The sequence below is a fragment of the Bacillus sp. YBsi01 genome (genome assembly GCF_038406745.1).
In the GTDB taxonomy this organism is placed as follows: Bacteria; Bacillota; Bacilli; order Bacillales; family Bacillaceae; genus Bacillus; species Bacillus siamensis.
On sequence record NZ_CP151679.1, the window covers coordinates 3,355,200 to 3,379,293 of the forward strand.

At 48.4% G+C, this 24,094-nt stretch carries 23 protein-coding genes and 1 pseudogene; 15 read left to right on the plus strand and 9 right to left on the minus strand.

Annotation, left to right across the window (positions count from 1 at the left end):
• The first annotated feature begins 2 nt into the window (after nt 1-2).
• Entirely contained in the window at nt 3-1,151 is a 1,149-nt protein-coding gene (locus AADZ70_RS16875) for a tetratricopeptide repeat protein (RefSeq protein ID WP_045926250.1), read from the plus strand.
• Complete coding sequence (locus tag AADZ70_RS16880) at nt 1,135-1,254, plus strand: PhrC/PhrF family phosphatase-inhibitory pheromone (protein WP_016937261.1); 120 nt, start codon at nt 1,135-1,137, stop codon at nt 1,252-1,254. Before AADZ70_RS16875 ends, AADZ70_RS16880 begins: the two co-directional genes overlap by 17 nt.
• Nucleotides 1,255-1,397: 143 nt before the next feature.
• Here the strand turns inward: AADZ70_RS16880 and AADZ70_RS16885 are convergent, their stop codons facing one another.
• Both AADZ70_RS16885 and AADZ70_RS16890 read right to left on the minus strand, forming a co-directional pair.
• On the minus strand, nt 1,398-1,496 hold the full coding sequence (locus AADZ70_RS16885; RefSeq protein ID WP_016937260.1) for a YjcZ family sporulation protein: 99 nt from the start codon (nt 1,494-1,496) through the stop codon (nt 1,398-1,400).
• A 95-nt stretch (nt 1,497-1,591) separates the two neighbouring features.
• Nucleotides 1,592-2,956 carry an aspartate kinase gene (locus tag AADZ70_RS16890; RefSeq protein WP_064778211.1) on the minus strand — a complete coding sequence of 455 codons (1,365 nt, stop codon included), beginning with the start codon at nt 2,954-2,956 and terminating at the stop codon, nt 1,592-1,594.
• A gap of 414 nt (nt 2,957-3,370) precedes the next feature.
• On the opposite strand from AADZ70_RS16890, the gene AADZ70_RS16895 reads away from it, so the two are divergent.
• From AADZ70_RS16895 to AADZ70_RS16910, 4 genes are read left to right on the plus strand one after another with little or no spacing between them, the layout of a single operon-like run.
• Nucleotides 3,371-4,324: an ABC transporter permease gene (locus AADZ70_RS16895; RefSeq protein WP_016937258.1), complete on the plus strand. Its 954-nt coding sequence runs from the start codon at nt 3,371-3,373 to the stop codon at nt 4,322-4,324.
• On the plus strand, nt 4,314-5,261 hold the full coding sequence (locus AADZ70_RS16900; protein WP_016937257.1) for an iron chelate uptake ABC transporter family permease subunit: 948 nt from the start codon (nt 4,314-4,316) through the stop codon (nt 5,259-5,261). The genes AADZ70_RS16895 and AADZ70_RS16900 overlap by 11 nt, the downstream gene beginning before the upstream one ends.
• On the plus strand, nt 5,255-6,013 hold the full coding sequence (locus AADZ70_RS16905) for an ABC transporter ATP-binding protein (protein ID WP_016937256.1): 759 nt from the start codon (nt 5,255-5,257) through the stop codon (nt 6,011-6,013). Before AADZ70_RS16900 ends, AADZ70_RS16905 begins: the two co-directional genes overlap by 7 nt.
• Nucleotides 6,014-6,034: 21 nt before the next feature.
• Nucleotides 6,035-6,979 (plus strand): siderophore ABC transporter substrate-binding protein, encoded by a 945-nt coding sequence (locus AADZ70_RS16910; RefSeq protein ID WP_016937255.1) that lies wholly within the window; start codon nt 6,035-6,037, stop codon nt 6,977-6,979.
• Nucleotides 6,980-7,020: 41 nt separating this feature from the next.
• Here AADZ70_RS16910 and AADZ70_RS16915 read toward each other — a convergent pair whose 3' ends face one another.
• From AADZ70_RS16915 to AADZ70_RS16925, 3 genes and pseudogenes are all read right to left on the minus strand, one after another.
• Nucleotides 7,021-8,445 carry an MDR family MFS transporter gene (locus AADZ70_RS16915; protein ID WP_342007356.1) on the minus strand — a complete coding sequence of 475 codons (1,425 nt, stop codon included), beginning with the start codon at nt 8,443-8,445 and terminating at the stop codon, nt 7,021-7,023.
• A 17-nt stretch (nt 8,446-8,462) separates the two neighbouring features.
• Complete coding sequence (locus tag AADZ70_RS16920) at nt 8,463-9,338, minus strand: TetR/AcrR family transcriptional regulator (protein WP_064778208.1); 876 nt, start codon at nt 9,336-9,338, stop codon at nt 8,463-8,465.
• A gap of 160 nt (nt 9,339-9,498) precedes the next feature.
• Nucleotides 9,499-10,104 (minus strand): annotated as a pseudogene (locus AADZ70_RS16925) (NADPH-dependent oxidoreductase); the annotation flags it as partial.
• Nucleotides 10,105-10,965: 861 nt separating this feature from the next.
• Between AADZ70_RS16925 and AADZ70_RS16930 the strand changes: the two are divergent.
• On the plus strand, nt 10,966-11,280 hold the full coding sequence (locus tag AADZ70_RS16930; RefSeq protein ID WP_003156322.1) for a helix-turn-helix transcriptional regulator: 315 nt from the start codon (nt 10,966-10,968) through the stop codon (nt 11,278-11,280).
• A gap of 26 nt (nt 11,281-11,306) precedes the next feature.
• On the opposite strand, the gene AADZ70_RS16935 is transcribed toward AADZ70_RS16930, so the two are convergent.
• Nucleotides 11,307-12,716: a PLP-dependent aminotransferase family protein gene (locus tag AADZ70_RS16935; protein ID WP_342007357.1), complete on the minus strand. Its 1,410-nt coding sequence runs from the start codon at nt 12,714-12,716 to the stop codon at nt 11,307-11,309.
• A gap of 108 nt (nt 12,717-12,824) precedes the next feature.
• Between AADZ70_RS16935 and gabT the strand changes: the two genes are divergently transcribed.
• The 4 genes from gabT (at nt 12,825) to gdh (ending at nt 17,452) form a co-directional block, all read left to right on the plus strand.
• Entirely contained in the window at nt 12,825-14,132 is a 1,308-nt protein-coding gene (gene gabT / locus AADZ70_RS16940) for a 4-aminobutyrate--2-oxoglutarate transaminase (RefSeq protein ID WP_342007358.1), read from the plus strand.
• 105 nt (nt 14,133-14,237) lie between these two features.
• Nucleotides 14,238-15,626 carry a succinate-semialdehyde dehydrogenase gene (gene gabD / locus AADZ70_RS16945; protein WP_016937248.1) on the plus strand — a complete coding sequence of 463 codons (1,389 nt, stop codon included), beginning with the start codon at nt 14,238-14,240 and terminating at the stop codon, nt 15,624-15,626.
• 155 nt (nt 15,627-15,781) lie between these two features.
• A complete protein-coding gene (locus AADZ70_RS16950; RefSeq protein ID WP_016937246.1) occupies nt 15,782-16,645 on the plus strand; it encodes a RhaT/GlcU family sugar-proton symporter in 864 nt (287 codons plus the stop codon).
• A gap of 21 nt (nt 16,646-16,666) precedes the next feature.
• On the plus strand, nt 16,667-17,452 hold the full coding sequence (gdh, locus tag AADZ70_RS16955) for a glucose 1-dehydrogenase (RefSeq protein WP_016937245.1): 786 nt from the start codon (nt 16,667-16,669) through the stop codon (nt 17,450-17,452).
• A 45-nt stretch (nt 17,453-17,497) separates the two neighbouring features.
• Here gdh and AADZ70_RS16960 read toward each other — a convergent pair whose 3' ends face one another.
• From AADZ70_RS16960 to AADZ70_RS16970, 3 genes are read right to left on the minus strand one after another with little or no spacing between them, the layout of a single operon-like run.
• The gene (locus AADZ70_RS16960) at nt 17,498-18,109 is read right to left on the minus strand and encodes a DUF1775 domain-containing protein (RefSeq protein ID WP_016937244.1); all 612 of its coding nucleotides are present in this window, start codon (nt 18,107-18,109) and stop codon (nt 17,498-17,500) included.
• Nucleotides 18,110-18,121: 12 nt separating this feature from the next.
• A complete protein-coding gene (locus AADZ70_RS16965; RefSeq protein ID WP_029575272.1) occupies nt 18,122-19,747 on the minus strand; it encodes a copper resistance CopC/CopD family protein in 1,626 nt (541 codons plus the stop codon).
• A gap of 32 nt (nt 19,748-19,779) precedes the next feature.
• Nucleotides 19,780-20,352, minus strand: a complete 573-nt coding sequence (locus AADZ70_RS16970) for a DeoR family transcriptional regulator (protein WP_016937242.1) — start codon at nt 20,350-20,352, stop codon at nt 19,780-19,782.
• Between the two features lie 176 nt (nt 20,353-20,528).
• On the opposite strand from AADZ70_RS16970, the gene AADZ70_RS16975 reads away from it, so the two are divergent.
• The 4 genes from AADZ70_RS16975 to AADZ70_RS16990 all read left to right on the plus strand — a co-directional run bounded on the left by AADZ70_RS16975 (nt 20,529) and on the right by AADZ70_RS16990 (nt 24,066).
• Entirely contained in the window at nt 20,529-20,870 is a 342-nt protein-coding gene (locus AADZ70_RS16975) for a hypothetical protein (protein WP_016937241.1), read from the plus strand.
• 182 nt (nt 20,871-21,052) lie between these two features.
• On the plus strand, nt 21,053-22,486 hold the full coding sequence (locus AADZ70_RS16980; protein ID WP_342007359.1) for a PTS mannitol transporter subunit IICB: 1,434 nt from the start codon (nt 21,053-21,055) through the stop codon (nt 22,484-22,486).
• A gap of 25 nt (nt 22,487-22,511) precedes the next feature.
• Complete coding sequence (locus tag AADZ70_RS16985) at nt 22,512-22,943, plus strand: PTS sugar transporter subunit IIA (protein WP_012116817.1); 432 nt, start codon at nt 22,512-22,514, stop codon at nt 22,941-22,943.
• A 1-nt stretch (nt 22,944) separates the two neighbouring features.
• Nucleotides 22,945-24,066, plus strand: coding sequence for a mannitol-1-phosphate 5-dehydrogenase (locus tag AADZ70_RS16990; protein WP_342007360.1), 1,122 nt, complete (start codon nt 22,945-22,947; stop codon nt 24,064-24,066).
• Nucleotides 24,067-24,094: the final 28 nt, after the last annotated feature.

Genomic DNA, 24,094 nt, shown 5'->3' on the forward strand with positions numbered 1-24,094 from the left:
GAATGAAGAGCGGGTTAATTCCTTCTTCAGCAGTCGGGCAGAAGATTAACGAGTGGTATCGATACATAAGAACATTCAGCGTGCCGGATGCGGAGATCTTGAAGGCCGAGATCAAACAAGAGCTTGACCATATGGAGCCTGATTCGAACTTGGTGCTTTATTATTCCCTCATGGAATTTCGCCATCAGCTGATGCTGGACTACTTGGAGCCGCTGGAAAAACTGAAGATAGAAGACCAGCCGACCCTGTCGGAAATTCTTGATAACATTGATAACAGCCAGGCCGGCCTCAAAGGGCTTCTCGATTATTACGTCAACTTTTTCAAAGGCATGTTTGAATTTGATAAAAGAGAATTTATATCAGCAATTACGTATTATAAACAGGCTGAGAAAAAACTGGCCTTCGTATCGGACCACGTGGAGCGGGCAGAGTTTTATTTTAAGGTGGCCGAAGCTTATTATCATATGAAACAAACGTATTTTTCTTTGATACATATAAAGAATGCTTATGAAATTTACGTAGAGCAGGACACATACAACGTCCGGATCATTCAATGCCATTTTGTGTTCGGCGTCAATTTAATGGATGAAAGACGTTTTGAACAGGCGGCCAAACATTTTCAGCACGCTCTGCAAATGGCTGAAAAAGAACAAAAAGCGCAGCTTGTCGGGAGGGCGCTGTATAACCTCGGACTGTGCTACTACAATCAGGACCGCACCGACGAAGCGATTCCGTACTTTGAACGGGCGGTTGATACATTTGAATCACAAAGAATCGTCAATTCTCTTCCTCAAGCATATTTTCTAATCACACTCATTTACTTTAAACTCGGAAAAAAAGATAAAGCGTCGGAATATCACAGGCGGGGATATGAATATGCTAAAGAAACAGACGATCCCGTTTACACGGTAAAATTCGAATGGCTGCAGGCTCTGTATCAGGCGAAACCGGATGAGGAAAAAATCAGCGCATGTTTCCGTTACCTGGAGAATAAAAATTTGTACGCCGATATAGAGGATTTAGCACTAGAAGCAGCTAAATATTACTATGAACAAAATTGCTTTAAAATTTCTTCTGACTATTTTCTGAAAGTCGAAGAGGCAAGAAAACAAATACAAAGGAGTGAGGGTTTGTATGAAATTGAAATCTAAATGGTTTGTTATTTGTTTAGCAGCCGCCGCGATTTTTACAGTTGCAGGTGCAGGCCAGACAGATCAGGCTGACTTCCATGTAACTGAAAGAGGAATGACGTGAGAAGAAAATAACCTGAACAAAGGAAAAGACTGCCTGAGAATGTTCTCGGCAGTCTTTTTTTGCGTGCATGGAAGCGGCTCAAAGAAAAAAAGAAAACGCCGCAGGTCAAAACCCGCAGCGTCCTCATATAGACGGAGTGATGCTTAGAAACCGCCAACAAAGGCAGTACCTACAATTACTAACAGGATAAATAAAACAACGATCAAAGCGAAAGAGCTAATTCCTTCTCCTGAGTATCCCATTATGCTTCACCTCCATATTGTCTATACCATACAATATGTTTCAGAAGCTGTTTTGTAAGGGATAGTAGTGGACAAGAGAAAAAAGAGGCTGTGCCCTATGAGAGTAAGACCCCGGCAAAAAATTCGTCATACAGCGCCCGCACCGCATGTTTTTCCTGTTCTTCTTTCACCCCGAACATCATGCTGACTTCCGATGATCCCTGATTGATCATCTCGATGTTGACGCCGGCTCCCGACAGTGCTTTGGATGCCCTGGCGGTTGTGCCGACATTTTGGCGCATCGCTTCGCCCACTACCATAATCAGCGCCAGATTGTGCCTGACGGTGACTTCATCTGCTTGAAGTTCCTGCTTCAGACGGGTGACGAGCTTCTGTTCCAGCTCTAAGTCCATCTGATTGTGCCGAAGGATGATTGTGATATCGTCAATCCCAGATGGAACGTGCTCATACGTCAATCCTTCTTCCTCCAAAATGTGAAGGGCTTTGCGGCCGAAGCCGATTTCCCGGTTCATTAAATATTTGCTTATGTAGATGCTGCAAAAGCCCGTGTCGCTTGCGATGCCGATGACAGGCCCGTTCGTATTGTCACGGCTGCTGACGACGCGCGTTCCTTTCGCATCAGGGTTATTCGTGTTTTTAATCTGAACGGGGATGCCGGCCCGAAAAGCGGGAATCAGCGCTTCATCATGAAAAACGGAAAACCCGGCATAGGAGAGCTCACGCATTTCCCGATACGTCAGTTCGTTAATTTCTTTCGGGTGCTGCACGATCGACGGGTTGACGGAATAGACGGCGTCCACATCGGTAAAGTTTTCGTACAGGTCGGCCTTTAAGCCGTTGGCGAGAATGGAGCCGGTAATATCTGAACCGCTCCGGGAAAACGTCACAATCTCATGCTCCTTCGTATAGCCGAAAAAACCAGGAAAAATGATCAAGCCTTCACGGTTTCTCAGACGGTACAAATGATCATAAGACTCAGGGAGCACCTGTGCGCTGCCGGGTTCATTCGTTACAAACAGCCCCGCTTCTTTCGGGCTTACGTATTCGGCTTTCACGCCCTGCCTGCGGAAGTAGGCCGCGATCAGCTTCGCGTTATTATCCTCGCCGCTCGCTTTCACCGCATCCATATACTGATCGGGATTGGCTTTGCTGCTGTTTAAGAGAGCGAATAAGTCACGGCGGATTCTTTCTATAATAGAGGGATCGAGATCCAGCTCGCGCGCGATGGCGGCGTACCGCTCAATGACCGCTTCGGCAAGCTCAGGCGCCGCTCCTTTTTGCAAATAATGCTCCGCACACCGGATTAACAGATCCGTCACCTTTGTATCGTCCGAGAAGCGTTTTCCCGGCGCCGATACAACGACGGCTTTCCGCGCGGGATCGGCCGTCACGATTTGAAACACTTTCTCAAGCTGGGCTCCTGACGCAAGGGAGCTGCCTCCGAATTTTACAACTTTCATGATTTACATCCCCTAATATTTAAATTTTCTCACAAATTTAAATTTTATTATCTCTCTTTCAAAGAGGTAAATCAAGGGTTTTTTCTACTTGGTAAGAACATTTGTATTCTCCGGGAGGAATTTCGTCGCTGTTTGTCAGATTTGCTTCCTTAAAGTGTGTCATCCTGTGCAAAAAATGATAAGCAGCCAAATGAAGGTTATAGTAAATCCTGAAAATTCTTGATAGACTGATTGTAAAAGAATTTAGTGTACGGCCCGCGGATGACCGCTTTGAAAAGCAAAACCGTATTGACTGCGCTTGGAAAGATGATAAGATTATAATTGTCGTTGATAATGATAATCATTACGAGTGGGGATATATGGGAGTTGTTTGGCAATGAGTCATACCGTTTGTGATGGGTGCGGGGAGGCAGCATGAAGCTACGTTACTTACTTTTGCTACTGGCGGTATTGGCGTGTACTTCTATTTTTATCGGTGTAGAAGACTTGTCGCCGCTGGATATTTTTCATTTAAATAAAGAACAGGCAAGTACATTATTTGACAGCCGGCTGCCGCGTTTGGTGAGCATTATCATTGCCGGCATGAGCCTGAGCATCTGCGGATTAATCATGCAGCAGATCAGCCGAAATAAATTTGTATCGCCGACGACTGCGGGAACGATGGACTGGGCAAGGCTCGGGATTTTGATTTCATTAATGCTTTTTACGTCAGCGAGTCCGCTTGTGAAAATGTCTATCGCTTTTATTTTCGCATTGGCGGGAAATTTCCTGTTCATGAAAATCCTCGAGAGAATCAAGTTCAATGATGCGATTTTTATTCCTCTCGTCGGTTTAATGCTTGGGAATATCGTCAGTTCAGTCGCCACGTTTATCGCGTATAAATACGATCTGATCCAAAACCTGTCGTCCTGGCTGCAGGGGGATTTCTCATTGGTCGTCAAAGGCCGGTACGAGCTTTTATATCTGAGTATCCCGCTGGTGATCATCGCTTATGTCTATGCGGATAAATTTACGGTGGCGGGAATGGGAGAGAGCTTTTCCGTCAATCTCGGCCTGAAATACAAACGCGTCGTCAATATCGGTCTGATTATCGTGTCGCTCATCGCGTCACTTGTGATTCTGACCGTCGGGATGCTGCCGTTTCTCGGTCTGATCATTCCCAATATCGTGTCGATCTACAAAGGGGACAACCTGAGGAGCAGTCTGCCCCACACAGCTCTCCTGGGCGCTGTTTTTGTGCTGTTTTGCGACATTTTGGGAAGGGTGATCATCTTCCCTTACGAAATTTCCATCGGCCTGATGGTCGGTGTTATCGGCAGCGGCATCTTCCTGTATATGCTGCTAAGGAGAAAAGCATATGAGTCATAATAAAAAAATTACGCTGCTGGCGGCACTCGCCATGATATGTATCGGATTCTTTTTGTTCTACGGGCTGGGCAACTGGGAATACTCCCTGCCGAGACGGTGCTTCAAAGTGCTCGCCATGATGCTCACCGGGGGAGCGATCGCATTTTCAACGGTCATCTTCCAGACGATTACAAATAACCGCATACTGACACCGGGCATTCTAGGCCTCGATTCCCTGTATATGCTCATTCAGACCGTTATCGTGTTCCTGTTCGGTTCAATGAATATCGTCATGATGAACAAAAACCTTAATTTCGTCATTTCCGTCGGGCTGATGGTGCTCTTGTCACTCGTATTGTATCAGCTCATGTTTAAAGGCGAGGGGCGGAACGTGTTTTTCCTTCTGCTTGTCGGCGTCGTGTTCGGCACGCTGTTCAACAGTCTGTCATCATTTATGCAGATGCTGATTGATCCGAATGAGTTTCAGGTTGTTCAGGACAAAATGTTTGCCAGCTTTAACAATATCAACACCGATCTTTTAGGATTTGCCGGTGCCGTCTTTCTTCTGACAGGCTTTTATGTCTGGCGGTTCACACGGTTTTTTGACGTGCTGTCGCTTGGCAGGGAACACGCCGTCAACCTTGGGATTGATTACGATAAGCTTGTGAAGCAGATGCTCATTGTTGTCGCTGTTCTTGTGTCTGTCTCTACGGCTCTTGTCGGGCCGATTATGTTTTTAGGGCTGCTTGTCGTCAATCTGGCGAGAGAGTTTTTAAAAACCTTCAGGCACACGTATTTAATCGCGGGGTCTGTTCTGATCAGCATCATTGCGCTTGTCGGAGGCCAGTTCGTCGTGGAAAAAGTGTTCACGTTTTCCACGACGCTGAGCGTCATCATTAATTTTGCCGGCGGGATTTATTTTATCTATCTGCTGTTAAAGGAGAATAAATCATGGTAGAGGTCAAAAATGTAAGCAAACAATACGGCGGGAAAGTCGTCCTTGAGAAAACGTCTCTTTCCATTCAAAAGGGCAGGCTGACCTCGTTTATCGGTCCGAACGGCGCGGGAAAAAGCACGCTGCTGTCTATCATGAGCCGGCTGATTAAGACGGATTCCGGAGAAATCACGGTTGACGGGCAAGAGATCGGTTCCTGCAAAAGCAATGAGCTGGCGAAAAAAATCAGCATCCTGAAACAGACGAACCAAATCAATATCAGGCTGACGATTAAAGACTTGGTCAGCTTCGGCCGATTTCCGTATTCCCAGGGGAAACTGACGGATGAGGATTGGGTGCACATCAACCAGGCTCTCAGTTATATGAAGCTTGACGACTTAAAGGATAAATATCTCGATCAGCTCAGCGGAGGACAGTGCCAGAGGGCGTTTATCGCGATGATTATCGCTCAGGATACGGATTATATTTTTCTCGATGAGCCGCTGAACAATTTAGATATGAAGCATTCCGTTGAAATGATGAAGCTGTTGAAGCGGCTTGTGGAAGACTTCGGAAAAACGGTCGTCGTAGTGATTCACGATATCAACTTCGCTTCCGTATACTCAGACCATATCGTTGCTCTGAAAAACGGCCGGATCGTCAAAGAAGGGCCGGCGGAGGAGATTATTGACACTTCCGTGCTTGAAGACATTTATGATATGACCATTCCGATTCAAGAGATTGACAGTCAGCGGATCGGTGTGTATTTTTCTTAAAAACCAGATGAGGTGAGAGACATGAAAAAATTCGCATTGCTATTCATTGCGCTAGTTACGATTTTTGTTGTTTCTGCATGCGGAAACGGGGACAAAACATCCGGCAAATCAAAAGAAATGATCACGATTAAGGACGACATGAACAAAGAAGGAGTCAAAGTGCCGAAGAACCCGAAAAAAGTCGTCGTATTCAACTTCGGAATGCTGGACACGATGGATGAACTCGGTTTACAGGACCATGTGGCGGGACTTCCGAAACAAAACCTTCCAAAATACTTATCTTCATACAATAGTGATAAATACGCCAATACAGGCGGTTTAAAAGAACCGGATTTTGAAAAAGTCGCAGATATTGATCCGGATTTAATCATTATCGCCCACAGACAATCTGATTCTTATAAAGAGTTCTCAAAAATCGCGCCGACGATTTATCTTGATGATGACTATACAAACTACGTTGACAGATTCAAACACAACACCGAAGTGATCGGCAAAATCTTTAACAAAGAAAATGAAGTGAAAGATAAGCTTGCGAAAATTGACAAGTCCATTGCCGATCTGAAGAAAAAGACAAGCAGCACGGATAAAAACGGTTTAGTGGTGATGGCGAACGACGGCAAAATCAGCGCGTTCGGATCTAAATCAAGATACGGCTTCATTCATGATGTGTTCGGCGTTAAACCGGCTGACAAAAACATCGAAGCCTCACTGCACGGACAAAGCATTTCCTATGAATATATCGCCAAAACAAACCCTGATTACATGTTTGTCGTTGACCGCGGAACAGCGATCGGCACAAAATCTTCAACAAAACAAGTGGTTGAAAATGATTATGTGAAATCGGTGAAAGCCGTGAAAAACAACCATGTTGTCTACCTTGACTCAGCTACATGGTATTTATCAGGAGGCGGCCTGGAATCCATGGCGCAAATGGTGAAAGAAGTAAAAGACGGAATCGAGAAGTAAAAAAAGAACCCGGTCACATACGTGATCGGGTTCTTTTTGGTTTAACGCGTGACGGCCTGCTGCCGCTCAGGCTGACGCGGTTTTTTCTTCAAAGTGAAAGATAGCAGGAAGCCGGCCAGCGCGATGCAGGCGGCTACGACAAATGCCGCATTCATGCCGTGCAGGGCGGCGTTTGCCGGAGCTGACGTATTTGCGTGCGCAGCCTGGCTGCTCATAATGGAAACAAGCAGCGCCGTACCGATGGAACCGCCGATTTGGCGGACGGTATTGTTCATGGCTGTGCCGTGCGGAATTAAGTGGCGCGGCAGGGCGTTGATTCCCGCTGTCGTCACCGGCATCATAATCATGGCTGTTCCCAAAAGCCGCGCGGTATAAACGACGACAATCCAAATGAGAGAAGTCGAGTCCGTCAGATTCATAAACGGCAGGGACGTGAGCAGGATGATAAAGAATCCGGTCATCGCAAGGCCCTTTCCGCCGATTTTGTCAAAAATCCGGCCGATAAACGGAGACATCATCCCCATCACAACCGCGCCCGGCAAAAGCATTAATCCGGTATCAAACGCGGATACGCCCCGGACCTTCTGCGTGTAGAGCGGGAGAATGGTTTCCGTTCCGATCAGCAGCGCGAAAACAAGCGTGCCGAGCAGGGTGGTCAGGCTGAAAATCCCGAAGGAAAACACGCGGAATTCCAGCATCGGTTTTTTGAGCTTCATCTGTCTTGAGATAAAGAAAATCAGCGCGACCGCTCCGACAAGCAGCGAGGTCAGCACTTCAGTACTGGTCCACCCTGATGAACCGGCGCTTGAGAAGCCGTAAAGCAGGCCGCCGAATCCGAGGGTCGATAAGATCACGGATAAAATATCAATCTGTGTTTCTCGTAATGTCGTGACGTTTTTCATCAGAATAATCGCTAAAAGCAAATCGATGACCGCGATCGGAAAGATGATATAAAACAAAGAGCGCCAAGAGAATGCTTCGACCGCCCATCCGGAAAGCGTCGGGCCGATTGCCGGCGCGAACGAGATCACCAAGCCGACCATACCCATTGCGCGGCCGCGCTTTTCAATCGGGAAAATCGTGAGAAATACCGTCTGCATGAGCGGCAGCATGATTCCGGCGCCGGCCGCCTGGATAATCCGGGCCGTTAACAATACCGGAAAGTTCGGAGCGAATGCACCGACAATGGTTCCGGCCGTGAAAATACTCATGGCGGAAATCAAGAGGGTACGGCTCGTAAATTTCTCTATTAAAAACGCGGTAATCGGGATTAAAATCCCGTTCGTCAGCATAAACGATGTTGTCAGCCATTGCGCTTTGTTGGCGTCTATATTGAAGTCATTCATGATGTGCGGCAGCGCCGTAATAAGCAGCGTCTGGTTCAAAATGGCGACGAACGCTCCCGCCAAAAGAATCCCGACAATGACAGAGCGGTTGTATGGTGCAGTTTCAATACTCTTATTCAAGCTGATTCCTTCTTTCTTTATAGTTTGAGCAATGTTTTAACGGCTGCAAGCGGCTGGTGCAGCGGTCCGGCCTGTTCCAAATAACCGATGAGCGCTTTTATGAGAAAATCCCGCGGCTGTTTGTCCGCTGATTCTTTCTCCAGCATGGCCGCCGCGGAAGTGAGACCCGCGGCATCATATTTCTCCTCAGGAAGGGCTGAGACGGCTTCTTTCAGCTCCTTCAGGCTTTCAGCCAGCAATACGGTTTTGTCTTTCGGCTCAAATGAGGAAGCGGAGGCGATATAAAGGTCAATCATCTCCTGCGGCAAAGCGGTTTCGGTTTTCCTGTTTTCGACGATGAGATTGAGATGGCGGATGATAAACTCCGTGAGAGGTTCCAGGTCGAGCGGTTCTTTTTCCAGCTTAATCAGCGTGATGCATTCTCTCAGGAGCCCCTGCAGGACAATCACCAGCTCCCATACATAAGGAATGATGTCTTCGCCGTACGTCTGAATCAGTGAATCGCGATGCCAGCAGATAAAAGTGGAACGGGCCCTGTGAATATGCCGTTTTACCCGGTCATTAATAGAGGAAGGGCTTCCGTACATCAGCATATTAAAAAACTGCTGATTGCGCCTGAAGCCTTCAAGCTCAGCCATCAGTTTTTTGGCAAACCGTTCCTCAGGAGACAGGCTTGTTTCTTCATTCAATAGTGAAGCGGCCGCTACCATCTGTTTCTGGTTAAAATCGAGCAGCTCCAGAAGCAGGTCTTCCTTCGATTCAAACAGCTTATATAAAGATGCTTTGGAGACTTTGCACTCCTCAGCAATCGCCTGCATCGATACCGACGAAAAGCTTTTCCCCGAAAAAAGCTTTCTTGCCGCCAGCAGAATATCCGTTTTCTTATCATTCATAAGCCCAGATTCCTTCTTTCGTCACAATAGAAAACCCATCGGTTCACAGAAAACCAATGAGTATATGATGAAAATATTAACAAAAATTTTTGCGCAGTGTCAACGCTTTTGTTTGAGAAATAGAAAAAACCTGCCGGAGTGTTCCGGCAGGCTGATACGTTTATTTATCCGTCTTAAATCCTTGTTTTTCAAGCATTTCACGAATGTGAGGATAATAAACCTGCTTATAGTAGGAAGTGATGCCTTGTGACCAGTTTCTTGTTTCCTGTCCGTCGGTGCGTTTTTTCATGTATTCGGACATCTGCTTGTCATAGGCCTCGATATGGGTTCTTAAATCTTCTTCTTGATACGTTTCATGATGCAGAACGGCTGCTTGCGGCAGACGCGGTTTTTTCGCGGAGCGGTCTGCCGGATGGCCGATGACGAGACCGGAAACCGGGAAAACGTATTTCGGAAGTTTCAGCAATTCAATGAGTTCGTCAGGCTTGCCGCGCACGGCGCCGATCGGCACAGTGCCGAGTCCCATTGATTCAGCCGCAGCCGTTGCCGTACCGAGCGCAATCCCGACATCTACGGCTCCGACTAGAACGGACTCTAAACCGTTCGTGATCTCAAGCGGTGTATCATTATATTCTTCAAGCGCAATTTTGGCGCGGTTAAAATCAGCGCAGAATAAAAGGAAAACAGGCGCTTGGTCAATCCACGGCTGGCCGCCGGCCAATTCGGATATTTTTTTCTTCCGCTCCTTATCTTTCACCAAAACTACTACAATTCATTCCTAACATCCTACTTCTCATCCATATAATCAATTCATCACTAACCCTATCACACCTAAACTTTAACCACATATACTCATCTATTACCTTATTACATAACCAAAATACTTCCAACTAACCATACACCCAACCACCAAACTAACCACATCCCTAACATATCTTCCTCTCTACACTCTTCTCCACCTCACCAACAAAATCCAATCAAACTCCCCTCACCAATTCACATTACCTATTCTAATATTTCAAACCACTCAACACTTGTCTCACACACCCCAATCACCATACCTAATCCTCCCTAATAAAACCACCCCTCTCCAAAAACTCCCCTTACTATCAATCCCCCAAACAAAACCTCTCTATCCATCATCTATCAATCTCAACACCACCCCCACCCACTCTAAACACCTCAAAACAAACATACCTCATACCTCCTGCACCAATAACAACACCTTCAATTTAAACAAACTAACACTAACCTCTCAACACCTCCCACCCATACCATAAACCTCCATCCATACACCTCACCCTCACACCAATACCCCCCCCTCCCCCCAAACACCAACCCCAAATAAAAAAAAAAACCCAAAACCCCAAAAAAAAAATAAAAAAAAAAAAAAAAAACCTCAATAAACAAAAAAAAATAATATAATAAAATATTATATATATATATATAATACAAACAACAAAAACACAACCAACACTAAATCCCCCCCACCCCCCACCCCCCCCCCCCTTAACACACCACACACACAACACACACAAAAACACAATTCCCCCCCCCCAAATTTTTTTTTTTTTTTTCTTCAACACCACACACACACAACACAAACACACAACACACAAAACTACTCATGAACATTCCAAATCATCCTGAAACCGACCGCTTACAGCTGACAAAGGTTCTTCATGCTCTGAGTGATCCGCTCCGCTTAGAGCTGGTCAAACAATTGGCGGAAACAACTGAAAAAACGTGCGGCACATGTGCGGATGTCCGGGTCGCCAAATCAACGCTGTCCCATCACTTTAAAGTGCTCCGGGAAGCGGGGATCGCCCAAGTGCGCATAGACGGGAAGCACCGTTATTATTCCCTGCGCAAAGATGATTTACAAGCGGCGTTTCCCGGCCTGCTGGAGGCGATTTTGCAGACAGAGCCGGACCGCTGGTAAATAGTCCCCGAATTCCGGGGTTTTTTTTATGCGCCGAAAACCGTCCGGTAAAGCCTTGCGACGCCTTCCTGAATATCGCTCTCCTTCAGGCGGGCGAAGCCGAGAATGAGCTGCGGCTTATTTGAATCGCCTCCCGTTTTCAGGCGGAACCGGCTCATCGCAAACAGATCAAGCTGTTCTGCATCCGCCCGCGCCAACATTTCTTTTTCTGAACGGGCGCAGTCAAACTCCGTGACAAAATGAAGCCCGGCATTGGCGCCCTTTACATTGATTCTTTCCCCGAAGGTTTCTTCCAAAGCCGAAATAAGGCGCTCCCGCATGTTCTTATAATGCTGCTTCATCTTTTTTATATGTTTCTGATATTCACCTGAATCGATAAATTCTTTAAGCGCCAGCTGAGCAAGTGTGCTGCACGTATTAAGGTCATACGTTCTCTCTTTAAACGTCCGCAAAAGCCCGGGCGGCAGAACCATGTAGCTGATGCGCAGGCCGGGGAAAAGGGACTTTGAAAAGGTCCCCATGTAGATGACATTTTGAAACCGGTCAAGGCTTTGAAGCGCAGGGATCGTGTCGGCGTCATATTTAAATTCACTGTCATAGTCATCCTCAATAATGAAGCGGCCGTTCTGTTCGGCGGCCCAGTTTAAAAGCTGAATCCGCCGGGAAGCGGGCATGATTACGCCTGAGGGAAATTGATGGGACGGCGTGGTGATCAATACACTGGGCCGGCGCTTTTCGATTTCGGCCATGGACATGCCTTTTTCATCGAGGCTGATCGTGGCCGTCTTTTTCCCGAGGTTTTGCAGCAGCCGGTACATCCTCATATATCCCGGGTTCTCCATCGCGTACAGCGCGTCTTTTGGCAGCAGTTCCGTCAGCAGCTGCATCAGCATTTGCGTGCCCGCCCCGAGCACGATTTGTTCCGGACGGCATGTAACGCCCCTTGTCAGGGAAATAAGCCTCGAAATTGTTTCTCGGACTTCGTATAAGCCTTGCGGATGGACGAGTTCTCCGAGTGTATGAAATGAACGGGCGGCTGCTTTATGCTCACAGCGGAACCAGCTTTTCAGGGGGAAATGCGCCGTATCCACGCTCATATGCGAAAATGAAATCCAGCCGCTTTTATCCGTCTCCCGCTCTTTTAAATCTTCAGGCAATAAGAGCGAAGGCGTTTCTTCATGATATACCGTATCAATTTCCTCAACGAAAAAACCTTTTCTTTCGACTGCATATAAATAACCTTCCGAAAGCAGCTGCTGATAAGCCGTATTCACTGAATTCACGCTGACCTTCAGTGTCTCGGCAAGCTCCCGTTTAGACGGCACCTTTGTGTGAGGCATCAGGCTGCGCTTCAAAACGGCCGCTTTTATGTGCTGATAGATCTGCTGGTATATATAATCCGCCGTTTCCGAATGATCAATGGAAATTGTCAGCATAAAGTCCATCCCCCCTTTCTGGTACCATAGATAAATTAATTTTGGTACTTTTCATCATACCAAAAAGAAGTCAGAATGATAAGAAAACAATGCAGGGGGATGAAATCTATGAGTCAAACAGCATCAACGGAAGTGACAACTGCCCAGTGGCAGCAAAAACGGGATCAATTCGTTTCCAAAGGGGTCGGCAACGGAAACCGCAGCATGGCGGTAAAAGGGGAAGGGGCGCTTTTATACGATTTGGACGGCAGACGATTCATTGATTTTGCCGGCGCGATCGGAACGCTGAATGTCGGCCATTCCCATCCGAAAGTGGTGGAGGCGGTGAAGAAACAGGCTGAGGATCTGATTCACCCGGGATTTAACGTCATGATGTATCCGTCTTATATTGAGCTTGCCGAAAAACTTTGCGCCCTTGCGCCGGGAGATCATGCGAAAAAAGCGATTTTTCTCAACTCCGGAGCGGAAGCGGTCGAAAACGCCGTGAAAATCGCCAGAAAATATACGAAGCGCCAGGCTGTCGTGTCATTTACAAGAGGGTTTCACGGCCGTACGAACATGACGATGAGCATGACAAGCAAGGTGAAACCTTATAAATACGGATTCGGCCCGTTTGCCCCGGAAGTGTATCAGGCGCCGTTTCCTTACTATTATCAAAAGCCGGCCGGCATGACTGACGAGCAGTATGACGACTTTATCATCAGCGCTTTTGAGGATTTCTTTATCGCCGCAGTTGCACCGGAAACCGTCGCCTGTGTCGTAATGGAACCGGTTCAGGGAGAAGGCGGCTTTATCATTCCTTCAAAACGTTTCGTGCAGCACGTCGCCGCTTTTTGTAAAAAACACGGCATCGTTTTCGTGGCAGATGAGATTCAGACCGGATTTGCGAGAACGGGAACGTATTTTGCAATCGAGCATTTCGGGGCCGTCCCTGATTTGATCACCGTGTCCAAATCACTTGCGGCCGGATTGCCGCTGAGCGGCGTCATCGGCCGGGCGGAAATGCTTGATGCCGCTGCGCCGGGGGAACTTGGAGGCACATATGCGGGTAGCCCTCTCGGCTGTGCGGCTGCGCTTGCCGTCCTGGATATTATTGAAGAGGAAGGGCTTAATCAGCGTTCCGAAGAGATCGGCCGCATCATCGAGCATCAAGCGCTCGAGTGGAAAAAAGAGCATGCGTGTATCGGAGAAGTGCGCAGGCTCGGCGCGATGGCGGCCATCGAAATTGTCAAAGACGAGGCCACCCGTGAACCGGACAAAGCAAAAGCCGCGGCGGTCGCTAAAACGGCGAACGAGAACGGACTGCTGCTGCTGACGGCAGGGATTAACGGCAATATTATCAGATTTCTGACGCCGCTTGTCGTGACGGATGAACAGCTCAAAGAAGGCCTTTCCATTATCGAAGCAGCTCTGTGAGTTCAATTATTGGTATGCCTGCGGATGGGTCTGCTATCATGAAAGTGTGAGATATATCAACAAGCATTCAATGGCTTTACTATAGCAGAGAAAGGAATGTTCAATATGCCAGAACAATTAACAGTGTACAACCCGGCAACGGGAGAGGCGATCGAAAGCATCCCCCAGCAGACGGCCGAAGAAGTTGAAAAAGCGATTGAACGTTCACATCAAGCGTTTCAATCATGGTCCAAAACATCAGCGGGAGAACGTGCCTCACTTTTGAGAAAATGGTATGAGCTGATTGTTGAAAATAAAGAAGAACTGGCGGAATTAATTACGAAGGAAAACGGTAAACCGTACGAAGAAGCGGTCGGAGAAGTTTTATACGGCGCCGGCTATATTGAATGGTTTGCCGAGGAAGCAAAACGGATTTACGGCAGAACCGTACCTGCGCCGACAACGGGCAAACGGATCATCGTCACCCGCCAGGCGGTCGGCCCGGTAGCCGCGATCACGCCGTGGAATTTCCCGAATGCGATGATTACAAGAAAAGCCGCGCCCGCTTTGGCCGCAGGCTGTACGTTCATCATCAAACCCGCGGAGGATACGCCGCTTTCCGCTTACGCCCTTGCGCGTCTCGCATATGAAGCGGGAATTCCGAAGGACGTGCTGCAAGTGGTGATCGGTGACGGAGCCGAAATCGGAAACGTTTTTACCAGCAGCCCGAAAATCCGCAAAATTACCTTTACCGGTTCAACGCCTGTCGGCAAAATCCTGATGAAAAACAGCGCCGACACCGTAAAACATATGTCAATGGAGCTTGGCGGACATGCGCCGCTGATCGTAGATGAAGACGCTGATCTTGATCTGGCGGTAGCCCAAACAATGGCCTCTAAATTCAGAAATGCCGGCCAAACCTGCGTCTGTGCGAACCGTCTGATCGTACACGAATCCGTGAAAGACGAGTTTGCGAAAAAACTGAGTGAAGAAGCTGCGAAACTCAAAGTCGGAAACGGTCTTGAAAAAGGCGTAAACGTCGGTCCTGTCATCAACAAAAAAGGCTTCGATAAAATCGTCGCTCAAATTAATGACGCCGTGGAAAAAGGCGCAGAAGTGCTGACAGGCGGAACATATGACCAAAACGATGAAAAAGGATGCTATTTCGTGACGCCGACCGTGCTGTCAAACGTAGATACATCCATGAACATCATGCATGAAGAAACATTCGGCCCGGTTGCGCCGATCGTTACGTTCTCAGATATCGATGAAGCGATCAAGCTTGCGAACGATACGCCGTTCGGGCTTGCGGCTTATTTCTTTACAGAAAACTACCGCCGCGGCATCTATATTTCAGAACAGCTTGAATACGGCATCATCGGCTGGAATGACGGCGGCCCGTCAGCGGTTCAAGCGCCGTTCGGCGGAATGAAAGAAAGTGGCATCGGCCGTGAAGGCGGTACGGAGGGCATTGAGCCGTATCTGGAAACCAAATACATGTCAATCGGACTTTAATAGCCAAAAAAAGAGCCCCTGCTTCTGAGCGGGGCTTTTTTTAATGGGCAGCCTGCCGGTAAAATCGCCGGCAGGCTTTTTTGTTCTGATTTGAGAATAATCGGTTCAATTCCAGACAAAATAACAGCAAATACGATTGAAAGAAGGTCGCCATCATGGATATATTACTGGCTCTTCTCCCGGCTTTGTTTTGGGGGAGCATCGTGTTATTTAACGTCAAATTAGGCGGCGGGCCTTACAGCCAGACGCTGGGTACGACAATCGGGGCGCTCATCGTTTCGTTTGTGCTGTATCTGTTTGTCCATCCGGTGCTGTCTGGGCGCATTTTTATTGTCGGCATCATATCCGGGCTGTTTTGGTCGCTCGGCCAAAGCAATCAGCTAAAAAGCATCCAGCTGATGGGCGTTTCAAAAACGATGCCGATATCAACGGGAATGCAGCTCGTCTCGACTTCTTTGTTCGGGGTGATCGTATTCAAAGAATGGTCAACCCCCATTGCGATTACGCTGGGTATTCTCGCCCTTATTTTAATCATCGTCGGTATAGTGCTCACATCTTTAGAAGATAAAAAAGGGCGGGCGGACGGAGAACCGGGAAACTTAAAAAAAGGCATTGTCATCCTGCTGATCTCTACGCTCGGTTATTTGGTCTATGTCGTCGTGGCCCGGCTGTTCGGCGTATCCGGCTGGTCAGCGCTTCTGCCGCAGGCGATCGGGATGGTTATCGGCGGGCTGCTCCTGACGTACAAGCATAAACCGTTTAATAAGTACGCGCTCAAGAACATTCTGCCGGGAATCATCTGGGCGCTCGGGAATATGTTTCTGTTCATCTCACAGCCGCGCGTCGGTGTTGCGACAAGTTTTTCCCTGTCTCAAATGGGGATCGTCATCAGCACGCTCGGCGGAATCTTCATCCTCCGTGAGAGCAAAACGAAGCGCCAGCTGGTCGCCATTGCCATCGGGATTATCCTGATCATCGTGGCCGCAATATTCTTAGGCATTGCAAAATCAAATTCATAACAACATGCAGGAGGTTTGAACATGTACACGGATTTAAAAGGAAAAGTCGTAGCCATTACGGGAGCATCATCAGGGTTAGGAAAAGCGATGGCGCTCCGCTTCGGACAGGAGCAGGCGAAAGTCGTCATTAACTACTACAGTAATGAAAAAGAGGCCCAAACCGTAAAAGAAGAGGTTCAAAAAGCGGGCGGTGAAGCAGTCATCATTCAAGGTGACGTCACAAAAGAAGAAGATGTGAAAAACATCGTCCAGACCGCGGTGAAAGAATTCGGCACATTGGATATCATGATCAATAACGCCGGCATGGAAAACCCGGTTCAGTCGCATGAAATGCCGTTAAAAGACTGGAACAAAGTCATCAATACCAATCTGACCGGCGCTTTTCTGGGAAGCCGCGAAGCCATTAAATATTACGTAGAAAATGATATTCAAGGAAACGTCATTAACATGTCGAGCGTGCACGAAATGATTCCGTGGCCGCTGTTTGTCCACTACGCGGCAAGTAAAGGCGGCATTAAATTGATGACGGAAACGCTGGCGCTTGAGTACGCGCCGAAGCGCATCCGTGTTAACAATATCGGACCGGGCGCGATCAATACGCCGATCAATGCGGAAAAATTCGCGGATCCCGTCCAGAAAAAAGATGTGGAAAGCATGATTCCGATGGGATATATCGGTGAGCCGGAAGAAATCGCGGCCGTCGCCGTCTGGCTCGCTTCAAAGGAATCAAGCTACGTGACCGGCATTACGCTGTTTGCTGACGGCGGAATGACCAAATATCCATCATTCCAGGCAGGCCGCGGATAAGAAAAAAAGCGATCTCAGGCTCTTTAGAGCCGGATCGCTTTTTGCTTACGCGCGTTTTTTCTTTACAAGCGCTGCGATAGAAAGGATAATCGCCGCAGCTGACAGAACGATGGCCGCAATATCAAGCGCAGATACACCGGATTTGCTTTCTTCATTTGACTGTTCAGCTCCGTGCGCATCCGTCACGTTCGCCGCTTTTGTGATTTTCGTAATCGAGTGAGGCGTGTCGGCGTTCTCATCACCCGTCCATTCTACAATGCTGCCGTCTTTGTAGTATTGGTAGGCGTCCCAAGCCGCATCCGCGGTCTTTTCAGGGTTTTTCGCAACGAATGTGAACTGCTGGAATTGGCCGGGCTGAATGCCGCCGTCCTTTGCTTCCCAAGTGACGGAGACCGCCTTGTCATCATGCTTTGCTACAGACGTTTTCCAGCCCGGAATCGGCTGATACTGCTGGAATTCAACGCCAGCGGGCATTTTCAGCACGACTTTCGTTGTCGGCTCATTTTTTTCCACAGGCACTTTCATTGTGTACGTTTCCCAAGAACCCGCCGCGGATTCCGCGGGTTTGACGGAGACATGGGCGCTTGCTGCAGCCGTAAAACCGATGAGTGACAGGGTCACGGCAAATATGAATACGAAAGCCTTTTTTTTCAACATGAGATACACTCCTTAGTTTGTCGTTGAGAATACTTGGTTGATTTCATTGAAATCGCTTGTCAGTCCGTGGACTTTGATCTTCCAGTTTCCCTTTTCGGTGATGGACAGGTTTGCGGCTTCGAATGTGCCTTCCTTCGTCTTTTTCAAATCAAAGGTGCTTTCATGCTGTTTGCCGCTGAAGCCCGTCTGATAAACAGTCACCGTAAATTGCTGAATGTCTTTTACCAAGCCGCCGTTATGATCAGTGACAATGACTTGAAATTCATTTTTACCCGGCTGGTTCGGCGTAATATGCAGGGACAGGGTTTCCCCGTTTCCGATCATTTCTGAGCCGTTAAAAGGCAATGGCGCGGGCGGCGGCGGGCTGGGCAGGCTTGTGAAGACAGCGGTTGTAAATAACACCGCAATGCCGATTGCCCATTCGGCCTTTATCGTTGCGCTGATGCTCCTTTTTCTGCGGAACTTCGTCATCCATACGTGAATGGCGCCGAGCGCAAGCATGATGACAAACAGCCCGATTTTCAAAAGGAGCGTCTTGCCGTAAGCGGTGTGAAAGAGTGGATCAAACGAACGGATAATGAAAAATCCGTTCAGCACACCTGAAAATAAAAGCACGCCGACAGAGGCGAACGCCCAAGGAGAAAAGCGTCTGACCGTTTCCCAGGCGGCGGTTTTATCTGTTGTTCTCCACTCTGATGAAAGAAAGAGCACAAGCGCGGCTATACCGCCGATCCATACAGACGCGGCTGATAAATGGAGAAAATCCATCGTGATGCCGACCGCTTTTTCGTCAATAACCGCCGCATGTCCGGCGAATGCTTTTGCCAAAAGCGAAGCGAAAAAGAACAGCAGCGGCGCCGTCCAGTATGCAAATGACCGGAAAGCTTTCTTCTTCAAAAGCGGGATCATGGACAGGGCAAGCAGGATAAATAGGCTGATCTGGATTATCCAGACGCTCCCGCCTGCCGTTTTCAGAAGCGTTTCTTTTACATAGTCCGGCTGAAACGCAGCACTCCAAGCGCCGCCCGCGTTTTCTTTCGTCTGGATCGGGAGCTGGCAGACAAGCGCAAGCCCCGTTAAACATAAGGAAATCACGAGCAGCTTTACAGTTCGTTTTGCTTTTGATGAATCGTTTTTTCTGTACCAAAACAGATGAAAAAACGCCGTGCCGATAAACAGGGAGAGAGCGGTATACAAAATACCGCGGTCGATGGCCGCTTCGGGATGAAGCGCCGCTTGCGATGATGTTTGCTCCTGAAGTTCACCGCCGGCTTTCCCGATACTGAAAGGAATGACGCCGGATACCGGGTGACCGTCGGCCGACACCGCGTTCCATTCCGCTCTGTAAATATCATGCGGCAGATTTTTTTTCAAGGCTGCGGTCATGATGCGGGCATCACTTTTTTGAATCACCGTTTTGCCGGCATCGACCCGTTCACCGGATGAATTATAGACCTTAATGGAGTGGAAGCCTTCTTCAACCTGTTCATTAAACGTAATTTCAATCTGCTTCGGCGCTTGTTTTAATTCGCTGTTCTCACCCGGATTTGAGTTTGTGATGTAGGCGTGGGCGAAGCTTGTTTTCGGAATCAAAACAAGGAACAGCAAAAAGATGAGCCAGCGTTTGTTCTGTCTCATGGCTTGTGACACCGCCTTCCGGTTGGTTGTTGTTATGTCTTGCTGCAGGTGCATCCCTTCTGCCTGTCGTGTAAGATGATGTCCGCCGCCTCGTCAAAGGTGCAAATGACCCCGCCGAATCCTTTTTGAAACCGTTCTGCGTAATCACGCGTTGAGAAGGGAATCGCCTGAGGCCGGCAGCAGTGAAGGTCAATATCGGCATGGACTAAAAAGTAAGCAGAAGCGGCCGTCAGCGTCGTCTGGAGAAGAAAATCCTTACAAATGACATGAGACACTTCTTCCTTTTTATCCTCATACCGCAAAATCGCGCAATGAATGCAGCACATCTGCTCAACGGCTTGTGAAACAGTAATGAGCTGGACAGAATATGAATGCTGAATCGGCCGCAGGCAATAGCCGCATTGATTGGCGCCTTTTTCTGAAGCGGGCGGGAGCGTAATGCCGCCGGGTGTCCGGATAATCCGGTTTGCATCCGCCAGCTGATTGACGTCTCTGTACACGGTCATCTCGGAGACGCCGAATCTCTCGCTTATGTCAGAGATTTTCAGCGCGCCCTCCTCTTTCAGCCATTCAAGCAAGGTTTGCTGTCTGTTAATCGGAAGCAATTCTGCATCCTCCTTTTTATGCGAATGAGTGATGAACCTCCTTTTAAGAGTAGATGTTTTCACAAATGTGCACAAGAGCCTGATGATAAAATGTGTGAAAATATGTTGAACAATCACAAATGTAAAACGCGGAGACAGACTCTGTTATAATAGAAGAGTTGAATGGAGGAATAAATATGAAAGAAACGACCTGCCCGAACTGCGGCAAGCCGATTACAGGCGACATGGTCAGATCATCCATGATCCCGTGCCAGTTTCAGTGCGGACATTGCCATGTGAAATTGCGTGAATATAAAGTATCAGCTCCGATTATGGCTGTAGCCATTGCGATAACCGTGCTTTTGATTTATCTTGTGCAGATGGCCAGAACCGCCGTCATGCCGATGTTTCCGGCTGCGCGGTATGTGCCGGCCGCCATTTTTGCGCTCGTATGTGCGTATCCGGTGTTTATTGTCAGTGAGCGGATCATTGCCAAACTCGTCGTTACAAAAGGACACATTATATACAGGAAGCGGTAAGACACCTTTGATGAGGTGTCTTTTTTTAGTTAAGGATTTGTCACAGTCTCTGTGCCAAACTCCTCTTTACTTTTCATTGAATGAGGATTGTAAGCGTTTTATGATGAAGGCACAGGGGCGAAAGAAAACCCCGTGTCTTATTTATTTTCATCTTAAGGCAGGCAAACAGGGAGGGAAATGGTATGCAGCAAGAACAGCAAGCTGGCATGAAAGTAAAGATACAGCGGTTCGGCAGTTATTTAAGCGGTATGATCATGCCGAATATCGGCGCATTTATCGCATGGGGAATTATCACCGCGCTGTTTATTCCTGCGGGATGGTTTCCGAATCCGCAGCTGAATACATTGGTAAGCCCGATGATTACGTATCTTCTGCCGCTTTTAATCGCATATACGGGCGGAAAAATGATCTATGATCACCGCGGGGGAGTCGTCGGAGCGACAGCGGCCATCGGGGTCATTGTCGGGGCGGACATACCGATGTTCTTAGGGGCAATGATTATGGGGCCTTTGGGCGGTTATCTCATTAAACAATTAGACCGTGTGTTTAAAGATAAAGTCAGACAGGGTTTTGAAATGCTGATCAACAACTTCACGGCGGGAATTATCGGCGCGGTGCTGACGATTATCGCGTTTTATGCGATCGGCCCGGTCGTCCTGTCTCTTAACAAATTGCTGGCGGCGGGTGTGGAAGTCATTGTCCACGCGAATTTGCTGCCGATTGCAAGCGTTTTCGTAGAACCGGCGAAAGTCCTGTTCCTGAATAACGCGATCAACCACGGCATTTTAAGTCCGATCGGAATCGAGCAGGCCGCAAAAGCGGGTAAATCCATTTTGTTCTTAGTGGAAGCGAACCCCGGGCCGGGACTCGGTATTTTACTGGCATACATGTTCTTTGGGAAAGGTTCTTCAAGATCGACGGCTCCGGGAGCGGCGATCATTCATTTCTTCGGGGGGATTCATGAAATCTATTTCCCTTACATTTTAATGAAACCGATGCTGATCCTCGCGGCGATCGCCGGGGGAGCGAGCGGGCTGCTCACATTCTCGATTTTTAATGCGGGTCTTGTCGCGGCATCATCTCCGGGCAGCATCATCGCCATTTTGGCGCTGACACCGAAGGGAAGCTATCTCGGCGTGCTGGCGGGCGTCATCGTTGCCGCGGCCGTATCGTTTATCGTCTCGGCGCTTATTCTGAAATCGTCTAAAGCGGGAGAAGAAGATCTGACAGCCGCTGCGGAAAAAATGCAGGAAATGAAAGGCAGGAAAAGCGAAGCGGCGGCCGCATTGGCGGACAAAGAGGAAGAGCCGGAAAACAGTGCCGCTGATATTTCCGCTGACAAAGTCAGCCGCATTATCTTCGCGTGTGATGCAGGAATGGGATCGAGCGCAATGGGCGCCTCCATTTTAAGAAACAAAGTGAAAAAAGCAGAACTTGACATTGATGTGACAAATACATCAATCAATAATCTTCCGAATGACGCGGATATCGTCATTACTCATAAGGATTTGACTGACCGCGCGAAAGCGAAGCTGCCGCAGGCGGTGCACATGTCGGTTGATAATTTCTTGAACAGCCCGAAATACGATGAACTGATTGAAAAGCTTAAAAACTAATCAAACAGAAAGAGGGATCTTCATCATGGAAGTATTGGCTAAAGCGAACATCAAACTGAACCAGACAGTGAACTCAAAAGAGGATGCCATCCGCCTGGCGGGACAGACGTTGATTGATAACGGTTACGTGAAGAACGGCTACGTGGAAAAAATGTTCGAACGTGAAGAAACATCATCCACGTTCATGGGGAATTTCATTGCGATCCCGCACGGCACGGAAGATGCGAAGGATGAGGTGCTTCATTCAGGCATTTCCGTCATCCAGATTCCGGACGGGGTGGAATACGGTGAAGGCAATACGGCAAAGGTCGTTTTCGGTATTGCCGGAAAAAACAATGAACACTTAGACATTCTGTCAAACATCGCCATCATCTGCTCAGAGGAAGAAAACATCGAGCGGCTGATCAGTGCAAAGACGGAAGAAGAACTGGCCGCGATTTTCAGCGAGGTGAACTGACATGATTGCCCTTCATTTCGGAGCGGGAAACATCGGGCGGGGCTTTATCGGCGCTTTGCTCCATCATTCCGGCTGTGAGGTTGTTTTTGCAGATGTGAATGAAACGATGGTCGGCCTTCTCAATGATAAGAAGGAATATACCGTGGAGCTTGCCGACGGCGGCCGGCAGACAGAAATTATCGGCCCCGTTTCAGCCATCAACAGCGCGGCGCAGGAACAAGAGCTGTACAGGCTGATCAATGACGCGGCGATCATTACGACGGCAGTGGGCCCGAACGTTCTCAGACTCATCGCCCCGTCCATCGCGGAAGGGCTGAAGCGCAGAACGTCCTCTGAGCCTCTCAATATCATTGCCTGTGAAAATATGATCGGCGGCAGCCGTTTTCTGAAAAAAGAAGTTTTCGGACATTTGACGGAAGCGGAGCGGGAACTCGTGAACCGGACGGTCGGCTTCCCTGATTCTGCGGTGGATCGGATCGTGCCGATTCAGCACCATGAAGACCCGCTGAAAGTATCCGTAGAGCCGTTTTTTGAATGGGTCATAGACAGAACCGGCTTTGCCGGCGGTCAGCCGGCACTTAAAGGTGCGATATTTACGGATGATCTTACACCTTTCATCGAGAGAAAGCTGTTTACTGTCAATACCGGCCATGCCGTTACAGCGTACGTCGGCTATCAGCGCGGATTAAAAACCGTCAAAGAGGCCATCGACCATCCTGAAATCCGGCGTGTCGTGTACGATGCACTTTCAGAAACGGGCGAGTACTTGGTGAAAGCGTACGGCTTTAAGCAAGCCGAACACGAGCAGTACATGAAGAAAATCATCGGCCGTTTTGAAAATGAATACATCACGGATGATGTGACAAGAGTCGCCAGATCACCGCTCAGAAAACTCGGAGCGAATGATAGATTAGTAGGGCCCGCCAAAAAAATAAAAGAACCGAACGCGCTGGCGGAAGGCATCGCCGCCGCCCTGCGCTTTGACTATCAGGATGATCCGGAAGCGGTTGAGCTGCAGAAGCTTATCGCGGAAAAAGGAACGAGCGGTGTTCTGCAAGACATTTGCGGTATTCAGCCGCATGAGCCGCTGCACGGCATCGTGCTCAAAAAACTCAATCAATAAGATGAATCCGCGTCGGGGGACGCGGCTT